The sequence below is a fragment of the Flavobacterium zhairuonense genome, assembly GCF_004352915.1.
GTDB classification, from domain to species: Bacteria; Bacteroidota; Bacteroidia; order Flavobacteriales; family Flavobacteriaceae; genus Flavobacterium; species Flavobacterium zhairuonense.
The window spans coordinates 1-271 of the sequence record NZ_SJSY01000013.1 but is presented as its reverse complement, the minus strand read 5'-3'; the positions used below and the strand labels follow the sequence as shown (position 1 = coordinate 271).

General features: G+C 40.2%; 1 protein-coding gene. It reads left to right on the top strand.

From position 1 onward, the window contains the following. Positions 1-271, top strand: a 271-nt coding sequence (locus EYY60_RS22120; protein WP_162847809.1) for a hypothetical protein, incomplete at both ends; no start/stop codon positions are given.

Sequence of the window (271 nt, the reverse complement as noted above, 5' to 3'; positions counted from 1 at the left end):
TATTCTACGTCTCAAACAGGATTAAGAATATCCAATGACGGATGTACGGCAGATCAGATACTGAATCTGACTGTAGGTTCTAAGCCCGCTGATATCGTAACGACAGAATCAATATGTTCTGGAAAAACATATACTTGGCCGGCAAATGGAATCACTTATTCTACGTCTCAAACAGGATTAAGAATAAACAATGACGGATGTACGCCAGATCAGATACTGAATCTGACCGTAGGTTCTAAGCCCGCTGATATCGTAACGACAGAATCAATAT